Origin of the sequence: Dysgonomonas termitidis, from assembly GCF_042654545.1 — a bacterium.
Classification (GTDB): Bacteria; Bacteroidota; Bacteroidia; order Bacteroidales; family Dysgonomonadaceae; genus Dysgonomonas; species Dysgonomonas termitidis.
In genome coordinates this window covers 56,797-67,653 of record NZ_JBHSGN010000026.1, presented here as the reverse complement: position 1 = coordinate 67,653, position 10,857 = coordinate 56,797, and the positions used below count along the sequence as shown (strand labels likewise).

General features: G+C 39.1%; 10 protein-coding genes. All 10 read right to left on the bottom strand.

Annotated features, from left to right (window positions below; genetic code table 11):
- Positions 1-75 precede the first annotated feature (75 nt).
- The 10 genes from ACFO6W_RS03895 to ACFO6W_RS03850 all read right to left on the bottom strand — a co-directional run bounded on the left by ACFO6W_RS03895 (position 76) and on the right by ACFO6W_RS03850 (position 10,847).
- Positions 76-954 (bottom strand): toprim domain-containing protein, encoded by an 879-nt coding sequence (locus ACFO6W_RS03895; protein WP_379994043.1) that lies wholly within the window; start codon positions 952-954, stop codon positions 76-78.
- Between the two features lie 107 nt (positions 955-1,061).
- On the bottom strand, positions 1,062-2,114 hold the full coding sequence (locus tag ACFO6W_RS03890) for an AAA family ATPase (protein ID WP_379994042.1): 1,053 nt from the start codon (positions 2,112-2,114) through the stop codon (positions 1,062-1,064).
- 3 nt (positions 2,115-2,117) lie between these two features.
- Positions 2,118-2,483: a helix-turn-helix domain-containing protein gene (locus ACFO6W_RS03885; RefSeq protein WP_379994041.1), complete on the bottom strand. Its 366-nt coding sequence runs from the start codon at positions 2,481-2,483 to the stop codon at positions 2,118-2,120.
- 182 nt (positions 2,484-2,665) lie between these two features.
- Positions 2,666-4,162 (bottom strand): LA2681 family HEPN domain-containing protein, encoded by a 1,497-nt coding sequence (locus tag ACFO6W_RS03880; protein ID WP_379994040.1) that lies wholly within the window; start codon positions 4,160-4,162, stop codon positions 2,666-2,668.
- Positions 4,163-4,240: 78 nt separating this feature from the next.
- Entirely contained in the window at positions 4,241-4,954 is a 714-nt protein-coding gene (locus ACFO6W_RS03875) for a hypothetical protein (RefSeq protein WP_379994039.1), read from the bottom strand.
- Positions 4,951-6,210 (bottom strand): site-specific integrase, encoded by a 1,260-nt coding sequence (locus ACFO6W_RS03870; protein WP_379994038.1) that lies wholly within the window; start codon positions 6,208-6,210, stop codon positions 4,951-4,953. Before ACFO6W_RS03870 ends, ACFO6W_RS03875 begins: the two co-directional genes overlap by 4 nt.
- The gene (locus ACFO6W_RS03865) at positions 6,207-6,782 is read right to left on the bottom strand and encodes a helix-turn-helix domain-containing protein (RefSeq protein ID WP_379994037.1); all 576 of its coding nucleotides are present in this window, start codon (positions 6,780-6,782) and stop codon (positions 6,207-6,209) included. The genes ACFO6W_RS03870 and ACFO6W_RS03865 overlap by 4 nt, the downstream gene beginning before the upstream one ends.
- 229 nt (positions 6,783-7,011) lie before the next feature.
- The gene (dnaK, locus tag ACFO6W_RS03860) at positions 7,012-8,910 is read right to left on the bottom strand and encodes a molecular chaperone DnaK (RefSeq protein ID WP_379994036.1); all 1,899 of its coding nucleotides are present in this window, start codon (positions 8,908-8,910) and stop codon (positions 7,012-7,014) included.
- A gap of 810 nt (positions 8,911-9,720) precedes the next feature.
- Complete coding sequence (locus tag ACFO6W_RS03855) at positions 9,721-10,287, bottom strand: pentapeptide repeat-containing protein (protein ID WP_379994035.1); 567 nt, start codon at positions 10,285-10,287, stop codon at positions 9,721-9,723.
- Positions 10,284-10,847, bottom strand: a complete 564-nt coding sequence (locus ACFO6W_RS03850; RefSeq protein WP_379994034.1) for an L-threonylcarbamoyladenylate synthase — start codon at positions 10,845-10,847, stop codon at positions 10,284-10,286. The genes ACFO6W_RS03855 and ACFO6W_RS03850 overlap by 4 nt, the downstream gene beginning before the upstream one ends.
- Positions 10,848-10,857 lie beyond the last annotated feature (10 nt).

Below are 10,857 nucleotides of genomic sequence, written 5' to 3'. Positions count from 1 at the left end.
TTTTTTCAGGGGTCAATTTAGATTTGGCACGAGGGGGCAACGCTCACTGGATTTTCCATCCCTGCGGCAAGCCGTCTAAAGTTTGAATCCTTTACGAACCTGCTTTTTGAGAAGCTGTTTTTTCCCACGCAAATAGTCGTTCAAGTCTTTATATCCTGCAAACTGTGTTGAGCGATTATACACAGTCAAGTTTGCTGACTTGATTAACTCTGTCGCCTTTCTTCCTGCATCATCGTTATCCAGATAGGTGTAAATCTCCCTGTGAGTTTTTAGAAAATTCATCGCCTTTTCAGTGTTTGCTGTGGAATTGAGAACGGCGACATCGTGCTTTGTTCGTTCGATTTTCTGAATTGTGAGGTACGAAAGAAAATCCCAAAACCCCTCGAAAACCAGACAACTGTCTTTCCCGTTTTGAAAAGTTGTTATTTCTTTCGGCGAAATACAACTTTTGAAACTTGGAGGGCTGTTCAATTCATATCCGCCTTTATCATTCCTGAACCCAACGGAAAAGAATTGTCCACTTTGGTTTTGATAGTGGATTTCTCGACAATACAGGTTTGCCAAATGCAAATCAATTCTACGTTCTTTTACCCATTCGATTAGTTTAGGGTGGGCTATTGGACGAATATCTGTAATGATGGTTGTTGGATTATCCTGCAAAATATTTTTGCTTTGGAAAAAAGAAAAATTGGGTTGAATATTGGCAAGGTTGCATAAAGCCGTTTCGACAGAGCAATTTCCAATCTTTTGTGCAAGGTCGATTATATCCCCACCTTCACCTGTTCCGAAGTCATGCCAAGTATTTTTATTGGTATCCACTTTGAACGATGCCGTCCGTTCTTCCCTGTATGGCGAACAATACCAATAGTTGCACCCCTGAATTTTTGCGGGACTGTATCCCAAACTTTGCAGATATTCTGCAATTTTAATCGTTTTTGCTTGTGCTGCGTTCATATTGTTGAATTTTAGTTGATTAATCACTTTTCTTTTTTCAAAGGCAAAAGTTTTAGCAGTTCAGTTTAGGTTATTATATATATACCCAACTTGAACCGAACTGATTTTCAGTAGTAGAAATCGGGATTGTAGCGGTAAAGTTTGTCCATTCCCTGCACAATCATTCGCTTGTTGCAAAGGAATTGTTTCAACTGCTTTGCTTTTGTATTTCCAAACTCGCAACAAACAGAGGAATAGCACTTTTTCAAACGTTCTATCAAAGTGCTGTATGACAAACTTTCGCCGATTGAGAAAACCTGTTCCAATGCCTCGCGGTGCTTTTCTTCCGAAACTTCCCGATAATCAAATGTTTGTTTCTTTTCCGATTTTTTAGGTTGATAATCTTCTATCAATTCGGGCAAACTGTTTTCATTTATCCTGAACGCAAACGGCTCAAAATCGCGGTCGCGGATGAACATAGCCGTAACGGAACTAATGTCTTTGTCAAATTCGTCTTTCGTAATCTGCAAAACGGTTTCGGCTTTGTTGTTGAGTTCCGTACCCAAATGTCCGCGCGTATTATCATTGCCTTTGTTCAGGTGTAAAACCGTATGGATATGGATTTGCCTTTCATCCGTCCATTGCATCAATTTTGTAATCAGATTGGTTGATTCGCTCGGACTGTTGATGTCGTAAGCCAAATCTCTAATGCCGTCAATTACAACCAAACCCAAATTTTCGGTATTGTAAATTGCATTCTCGATGACGGACAGGCGCATTTGAGGCGTTAATCTACGCAAACAGTGAAATTTCAGGTTTTCGGGATGTTCGTTATCTGGAATTTCAGCCAATGCCAAAATACGCTTCAATACTCTTTTGCAATGGAATTTGCTTTGTTCGGTGTCAATGTAAATGATTTTCCTTTTGCTTTCAGGCAATGAGGCTCGGTAATTCAAAACCGTGCCGTTACTCAATGCAGAAGCAACAATAGCGCAGATATTGAAAGTTTTCTTGCTTTTCGCTTTTCCTGTGGATGCGCTGAAATTGCCTAAAGTGCCGATAATGGAATCATCAACACGAAGCACGATAGGCGGGGACGGAAATTCATCGGTAATCCGCAGGCTCGTGGTCTGCCAAATTTCGGGCAAGGACAATGGCTGTTGTTGATTTTCTTTTTCCATAGCCTATTTCCTTCCGCCTGTTTTTGGCATTTTAGATTTAGTTCGATAGGTGGCTTCAACCTCATCGTTGATTTCTGCCAAGGTTTTCTTTTTGCCTTTGGAAATCCATTCCAACAGTTCATCTTCAAAGAAATAGAGCTTCTTGCCGTTTTTATAACAGGGAAGCAAGCGTTTGCGGACAAGCGTGTAAATGGTTGGCTTGGCTTTGCCAATAATCCGGCAAGCTTCTTCAATATTTATTGGAACACGCTTTTGGAGAACAGTGGACATTTGCCCTTTTTCGACTAAACATTTGATTTCAGCCACTTCATTGACCAAATAGGCGACCGCCTTTGGTAGATTTTCAAAAGAAATTTCATTTGTATCCATAACTTATCGTTTTTAATTGTTATGGTGCAAATGAAAAAAGTGTTTTCGCTGTGTTTCAATACACGAAAGAAACACTTTGAAAACACTGAAAATGGTAATATTTTGTGGTTATTATTGGTCTTTGAGAGCAATATTTTATTTTGCTAACGTTTTGGAATATTGATTGATAGGTGCAAGAGTCCCTATGTTTTATATTCATCTTTCAAATTAATAAATTCAACAGGCATTATTGTTGTCCTATCTCTAAACTGCTCCCTATTACTTTCTTCTTCATAAAACACATACGCCAAATACATTAATGCTGAACGGCTCAATTTTATAACCTTAAGCGTTTTTTCTATAAACATATCTCTATCAATTTCGTATGTCTCAGTTTCTTCTGTGTAGTTACAATTAAAACTTTCTACGATTTTAAAAGACTTATGCTCTATATAATTTCTTATTTTTGCAATTTCTTTTGCTTGTGGCTCAATCGTTGTTCCAAAATCTTCTTCATACAAGTCTTTACTCAACCAATATAGCCCTCTTAATGCCCAATTTCCTGTCTGAGATAATAATTGATTTAGGCCTTGATTCTTTCGTAGATTTTTGTACCAAACATTTTTAAATGTTACTTTATCTGGCTTATTTTCTAACTTGAAATACAAATTCAGGCAATAAGCTATTTTATCAAATAGAGAGTAGCATACTCGAAATGCTATTTTAGTCTTTTCAGCAGTCAATGAATATGCAGAATAATCAAGCGTGTCCATCAAGGTTACGTCTTTATCCGAAAAATGAGTATTATTATAAAAAAGAGATTCATAAAAAAGAAAACGTGCACTGACATACTCTTGTTTAACTTGATTATATATTGTTTGATAGATTGGTTTTTCGGAAGCATTCAAAACCATTGAAGGCATGAATAAACAATCATTTGCGACAACACTATCTGTAAAAATATCATTTAAAGGGTTTATAAAAAGTTTATGTTCTGCACACCAGTTTCTATAATCAATTTCCTCTTGCTTTAAGTCTTTGTAATAGTTTTTGTATGTTTTAAAATCATTTAAGTCATTTATTGAATAAGCTGTTTCAATATATTTTGCCTTAGAATAAAAATCTTGTTTGGCTTCTTTATAGACATCCGAACAGTTTAATGATTCCAATAAATATTTTCTTGCATATTGTAAAAAAATAAATTGATGTACAGGTTCAAAAATAACTCGTGCATAATGAAATAACCCAAAACCTCTATTTCCTATTGCCATACCAAACTTATCATTAATACTCAGGCATAAATTGAAATACTCTTGCGCTTCAACAATTCTTCCAATATGACTAAATAAATTTCCAAGATTTGTTAGAATTTGACAGGTAATAAAGTCATCTTCACAGTCTTTTATTAGTTCAAGTGCTTTTCTATAATAAAGTATTTCTTTTTCAATTTCTTCATCCTCAAAACCAAAATCTGGAATTGGATTTTTGATTTTGAAAACATAAGACCAAGCATTCCCTAAAAAATAATTTAAAATTGCTAATGAATTATTGTCAAACCCCTCTGTATTTATAGCATTAGCAATTTTAATAGATTCCTGCAATCTGTCCAAGTTCCTTGCTTCTAAGGAAGAGTCAAATAATCCACCTAAAATAGATAGAATTTCTTTCGGCTCTTTGTTGTTAAAATTCGTCGTTTCCATTATTCTTTTTATACTGTTTTGTATCCACAATTTTCGTTTCATTCACAAAGACATGCACATTTATATCTGATTCTTAGCTCAATCAATGTTTTCCTGTATCTTAATCGCCCCCTTTAATTCATCATCTTTCAAATGCCGTTTGATACTATCAACTTCCGTTTCCTTGAAAACATCGGGGAATACGATTTTCAGAAAATGGGCAATATCCATCTGATTTCTTGGTTTTGAATAGTTCCAAATATTCCAACCAAAGTGGCGGATGTCAATGGCAGTTAGTTCTTTGATTTTAACAGGCTGCAATTCTTTTACATCCAATTCGTTGATATATGCCTGTAAGTTCCGGCAAAGCACATCAAGATGTTCATTTGATAGATAGAGAGCAAAAGATTTTCGAGTATAGTTTAGAGCTATATTCAGTCTGTCTCTCTGTTCCTTAGTTTTGTTTTGTAGTTGCTTGTTCCGAATATCTTCTAAAGATGGCTGTTCCGGTGCATCAAGAAGTGTTTCTTTCGCAATCATAGGAACTTGTCGGCTTTCAATCTTCTTTCGGAAGTAAGGTATTTTGGATAGCCATTCCCCAATCCACGGCAACATCGTGTTTTGTAGTACCACATGAATACTCAAATAAACTACCACCTGAATAGCCAACACCACAATAAAAACCATAAAGGCGGTAAAGCTATCAAAGCCGATTGAAACGGTAAAGACACGAGCCAATGTAGCAATAGCCAAAGCAACACAAGCTACAATCATGTATAGAACAATGTACTGCAAAAGACTATTTTGTTTCATTCCTTTGTGTTATTAATGGTGTTCAACTGTATCGCTTGTGCCGCCTTGTTTTTCTTTTCGTCCACCACTTTAGCGTAAATCTGGGTGGTCTTTACATTGGTATGCCCTAACATCTTGCTTACGGTGTAAATGTCTGTTCCATTGGAAAGTTGCAGGGTTGCGAATGTATGCCGAAAACAATGGAACGTGATTCTCTTGGTAATTCCTGCGGCTTTTATCCACCTTTCCAATGGCTTGGAAATCCACGAGGGGTCGGGTAAATCTTCAAAAACGAGTTGGTCGAGTTTGCGTGGCTCTCCGCAAAGTTGCAATGCCTGTGCGGAAATGGGCATGTATTCCACTCCTTTGGTTTTCTGTTGGGTAAAATTGAGGCGGGCTTGGTCGCCATCAATCTGTATTTCTTTCCACTTCATTTTTTGAATATCACAGTGGCGCAAACCGGTAAGAGCCGAAAACAAGGCGGCACGTTTCATTGTGTCCTGCTCGCAAGGCGTGGCGGCAAGGATATTCAGTTCTTCGACTGTCAGGAACTCTCGGCGGGTTTCCTGTTCCTGTATGCCTTTGATTTTTGCGGACAAATCTACTGTTAAATACCCATCGACAAACGCCTGCTTTAATCCTGCTTTGAAAATGGAAAAGTAGGTTGCAGCAGTGTTTCTTGAAACTGTGCCACTCCTGTTTCCACCGCAAGGGGCTGATAACATAAACATTCTGAAATCTTCTGCCAAACGGTTGTCTATCTTTGAGAATGGCAAATATTCGCCGGCAAATAGTTTCATCAATTCAAGGGTACGTTTCCAATTTGTGCGGATTGATTCGGAACTATTGGCGTGGCGTTTCTTTGCCGCCACATCAAAATATTCAATGAAATTTTGTTGCAATTTTTCTTTTTGCTCGGCTTGTGCGGTTTCTGTATCGCTGTATAAATCGGCATTATCATATTCACGTTGGCGGAGTTTGCGAACGCCATCGGCATAAAGGATGCTTTCTTGGTCGATTTCACTTCGACAAATAATCAAACCATTATCATTGCGTTTGGGTTTATAGCTTACACTTCCATCGGCTTCGGTGCGAGCAGTGCGGGTTTTGTCCCATTCCATAGTCGTAACAGTACGGTTAAGGTACTCACGGATGCGCTGTGGTTGTTTCTTCCCCGCCACAAAGACAGGGTAGCTCTCAATATAGAGATACCACTCTTTGCGGTCTTCGACTTTGCGAAGCCTTACAGTTACTTTGGTGTTCGATAACTCTTTCATTTTCTTGCGAATATTTTATCTACTTGTTCTTTGGGTACATAAACGAATTTGCCTACCTGCCTTTTCGGTATGCTGTTTCGGCGAATGGTACCGCTAACGGTTGATAATGAAACACCGTACTTTTCGGAAATTTCGTTTATCGTATAACATTCGCTTGGCTCATATTGCAATTTGACAGGCTGCTGTTTCTGTGGCTTTTCTTCCGGCATAGCAACGGCTGTAAACATTGCTTCGATATGTGTTCGGCTTACCCTTGTAAGGCGTTCGCCCAAATTAACAGCAGGGATTTTGCCCGCTTTTATCAATCGGCGAATGGTGTCTTTTGAAATGCCAAACAATACAACAGCCTCTGCAATGGAAATGTAAGGGCGTGTTTGGATGGTGGCAATGGCAGCAGCACTCTCTTGTAAAATTTGTTGCTTACGTTCTGCTTCCAATGCCTCTTTCTTCCGCATTCGAAGTGAGGCATTGTTACAAGCATCACTACAAAAACGAGTATTGATGGTTTTCGCTTCAAAGGTTTTTCCGCAATGCTCGCATACTTTTGGTAATTTCAGTTTACTAACTCCCATATATCGTTTTTTATCTCGTTTTACATACTTAATAAGTACTAATAAGAATCTACAAGACTGTATTAGGCGCACATTCCAATCAAATAAGGCGCGATACAAATCTGGTACAAATATACGATAAATAAACAACATACAAGCATTATAAACAATAATTATTTAAAATAGAAATAGCGGTAAATCAATAATTTACCGCTATTTCACTCTATTTGATTATTGATAATAATCGTTATTACTTCACTTCCTCAAAATCCACATCAGTTACATCATTATCACCGTTTTTCGGCTGCTCTCCAGCATTGCCTCCGGCTTGTTGGCCCGGATTTGCCCCGGCCTGATTGTACATTTCCTGACTTAGATTCTGGAACAATGTGTTCAGTTCATTCATTGCAGTATCTATACCTGCCAGATCCTGAGCCTTGTGAGCATCTCTTAACTTGGTCAAGGCTCCTTCGATAGGGGCTTTCTTGTCAGCAGGAATTTTATCACCAAGTTCACTCAGTTGCTTCTCTGTTTGGAAAATCATAGAATCCGCCTGATTCAGCTTGTCTATCTTTTCCTTTTCTTTCTTATCAGATTCCGCATTAGCGGCAGCTTCGTCTTTCATCTTCTGGATTTCAGCGTCGCTAAGTCCTGATGAAGCTTCGATACGGATCGACTGTTCTTTTCCGGTAGCTTTGTCTTTTGCCGATACACTCAGGATACCATTGGCATCGATATCGAATGTCACTTCTATCTGAGGTTCGCCACGACGTGCAGGCATAATGCCATCCAGATTGAATACGCCGATTTGTTTGTTATCCCTGGCCAGCGGACGTTCTCCCTGTAGTACATTTATCTGTACTGAAGGCTGATTGTCGGCCGCGGTAGAGAATGTTTCACTCTTCTTGGTCGGGATGGTCGTGTTAGACTCTATTAATTTTGTCATCACACCACCCATCGTTTCAATACCTAAAGAAAGCGGGGTTACATCCAGCAATAACACGTCTTTCACTTCACCTGTCAGTACACCTCCTTGTATAGCAGCTCCTACGGCAACCACTTCGTCAGGATTTACACCCTTAGACGGAGTTTTACCAAAGAACTTTTCAACTTCGGCCTGTACGGCAGGGATACGGGTAGACCCCCCTACAAGGATAACTTCATCTACATCGGACGCTGAATAGCCTGCGTCGCTCAATGCCTGACGGCAAGGATCGATACATTTGCGTATCAGGGTATCGGCCAGCTGTTCGAATTTGGCTCGTGTCAATGTTTTTACCAAGTGTTTTGGAATACCATTCACCGGCATTATATATGGTAAGTTGATCTCAGTGGATGTTGTGCTCGAAAGTTCGATTTTTGCTTTTTCAGCAGCTTCTTTCAGGCGTTGAAGGGCCATCGGGTCCTTACGTAGGTCGAGTCCTTCGTCTTTCAGGAATTCTTCCGCCAGCCAGTTGATGATTACCTGGTCGAAGTCATCACCACCGAGGTGAGTATCTCCGTTAGTCGATTTCACTTCGAATACACCATCGCCCAGTTCGAGGATAGAAATATCGAATGTACCGCCACCAAGGTCGAAAACGGCTATTTTCATATCTTTATGAGCCTTGTCAAGACCGTAAGCAAGGGCTGCGGCAGTAGGTTCATTAACGATACGTTGTACTTTAAGTCCTGCAATTTCTCCGGCTTCTTTTGTAGCCTGACGTTGCGAATCGCTGAAATATGCAGGTACGGTGATAACAGCATCTGTTACTTCCTGTCCGAGATAGTCTTCTGCTGTTTTCTTCATTTTCTGAAGAATCATGGCCGAAATTTCCTGCGGAGTGTACAGGCGTCCGTCGATGTCTACACGTGGAGTATTGTTGTCTCCCTTAACTACTTTGTAAGGTACACGTGTAACTTCCGTCTGAACCTGATCCCAGGTTTCTCCCATAAATCTCTTTATGGAGTATATTGTTTTTTCAGGGTTTGTGATAGCCTGACGTTTAGCAGGGTCTCCCACTTTACGCTCGTTTCCTTCAATAAATGCCACAACGGAAGGCGTTGTTCTTTTACCTTCGTTGTTAGCGATAACGATAGGTTCGTTACCTTCCAACACGGCAACACAAGAGTTTGTGGTACCTAAGTCAATTCCAATTATTTTTCCCATTTTAATTTTTTTATATTTATTTGTTTATTCATTCTGATTGATCATCTTTACGCTTTACAGCGACACAATCTGTTATTCAAATGCTGTGCCAAAGTGGTATTTTTTTGAGGGAAAATATGAAATATGACGATTTGTCAGAAATTTTTATCAGGCAAAAAACCTGAATCCATGCGGTAAGAAACGGGGTTCTTCATGGTTTCATCCGCGTCAGGGTGAACGCCGTCAATTTAATCTTTTTGAAGAAGTTTATCTATATATTAAGCCGATAGCCATTAGCTGTTAGCTGATAGCTCTTTGAAGTATTGAAGAAGCCCCCTAAATTGGCTCCGCCGAACGTTGTTTCCCCAAGGGGGACTTACAGAGAGGGAAAAAAGTAACAGATAAAAAATAGTGGGAAAAGTGTAACTTTTGTAACTTTTTGGATATAGTTACGAGTTTGCCTCGCCTTCGCTTCGGCGAATGTTATTTCTGCGCCCTTTGGGCAGTTACAAGATACGAGTAGACAAGATACGAGTTGTTAACTGTTTACTGTTTACTGTTTACTGTTAACTGTTAACTGAAATAAGTGTTACCTTTGTTACTTTTTAACTATATATAGTCAATATATGTAAATTAAATACTATGTAAACAGTAAAAAATATGTCAGATATGTCAGGTTTTAACCAAATACAGTTAATAAATGTAAATTATAGAATGAATCAGACTTTGCGCCCTGGCGTCTCTGTGTGAGAATACTGTTAACTGCTGCAAGCTATCAGTCTACTATATATAAACTTTTACAAAAAAATAATATTGTTCTTCTGCCTGCTGCTATTCAATTACAATATCAAACTGTCTGAGTAATCCGGCTAATCCGTCTTTCGAAAAGCGGGCTTTTTTCATTTGGTTTTGACTAAGGTCTATTGTATAATTAAAGGCGGTAGTAAAATTTACCTCTTGAATATTGGAATCGTAGAATATGGCTTCGTTCAGGTCGCAGTTGATAAATTTCGATTGTTTGAGATCTGCACCGGCGAAGTCCACACCTTTTAACGAGGAATCTTTGAAGCTTGTTTTAATCATTTTTCGTTTCTCGAATGAGCTGTAGTCCAGTATGCATTTATCAAAGCCAACCTGAAATATAAAGTCGTGGCAGTGGTTGAATTTCACGCCTAATATTTTACAATTACTAAACTCCACATTATTTAGTGTAGATTGGGCCAGATCAGCCATTGAAAAGTTACAAAAGGTAAAAGTACAGTCCGTAAAGCTGCAACCTGTAATTTTGGCATTGGAAAAATCACATTTCGAGAATATACACTGGTCGAATGTTTCTTTGCTTATGCCATCGCTGTAGGATACGCTTTCTAATAATTCATCTTCGTGTATACCCGTCATTCCCTGATTATTTTTACTTCACCCGATTTACCCAGCTTAATTATGCTCGAGGCCTTCGATCTGGAGATATCGTCCTGCCTGTATCGGACAATATAATCCACACCGTTTTTGATTTCATCGCTAATCTCGCCGAAGTTCGCCGGAGAGGGCTCCCCACTGATATTGGCGGATGTAGATACCAACGCTTTGCGAAAACGTTTACAAAGTTCCTGCGAAAAGTTCTCTTTGGTAATGCGGATAGCAAGGCTGCCGTCTTCCGCTATCAGGTTGGGCGCCACATTACGCGCATTATCATATATTATGGTAAGAGGCTTATCAGCCAGTTCGATAAGATCCCAGGCTATTTCGGGTACTCCGTCAATATAGAAATCCAGCTTAACCGGATTATCCAGCAATGTAATCAAAGCTTTACTATCAGTACGCTTTTTTAGCTCATATACTTTTCGCACAGCCTCTTCATTAGTTGCATCGCAGCCAATTCCCCATATAGTATCGGTTGGGTAAAGGATAAGACCTCCTGCAACCAGTACATCGAAGGCATTCTTTATATCTTCATTCATTGTAATTATT

What these genes read in the sequence shown, in the direction of transcription:
- ACFO6W_RS03895 (WP_379994043.1), bottom strand. Translation starts at nt 954, where the DNA reads ATGAACGCAGCACAAGCAAAAACGATTAAAATTGCAGAATATCTGCAA.
- ACFO6W_RS03890 (WP_379994042.1), bottom strand. Translation starts at nt 2,114, where the DNA reads ATGGAAAAAGAAAATCAACAACAGCCATTGTCCTTGCCCGAAATTTGG.
- ACFO6W_RS03885 (WP_379994041.1), bottom strand. Translation starts at nt 2,483, where the DNA reads ATGGATACAAATGAAATTTCTTTTGAAAATCTACCAAAGGCGGTCGCC.
- ACFO6W_RS03880 (WP_379994040.1), bottom strand. Translation starts at nt 4,162, where the DNA reads ATGGAAACGACGAATTTTAACAACAAAGAGCCGAAAGAAATTCTATCT.
- ACFO6W_RS03875 (WP_379994039.1), bottom strand. Translation starts at nt 4,954, where the DNA reads ATGAAACAAAATAGTCTTTTGCAGTACATTGTTCTATACATGATTGTA.
- ACFO6W_RS03870 (WP_379994038.1), bottom strand. Translation starts at nt 6,210, where the DNA reads ATGAAAGAGTTATCGAACACCAAAGTAACTGTAAGGCTTCGCAAAGTC.
- ACFO6W_RS03865 (WP_379994037.1), bottom strand. Translation starts at nt 6,782, where the DNA reads ATGGGAGTTAGTAAACTGAAATTACCAAAAGTATGCGAGCATTGCGGA.
- dnaK (WP_379994036.1), bottom strand. Translation starts at nt 8,910, where the DNA reads ATGGGAAAAATAATTGGAATTGACTTAGGTACCACAAACTCTTGTGTT.
- ACFO6W_RS03855 (WP_379994035.1), bottom strand. Translation starts at nt 10,287, where the DNA reads ATGACGGGTATACACGAAGATGAATTATTAGAAAGCGTATCCTACAGC.
- ACFO6W_RS03850 (WP_379994034.1), bottom strand. Translation starts at nt 10,847, where the DNA reads ATGAATGAAGATATAAAGAATGCCTTCGATGTACTGGTTGCAGGAGGT.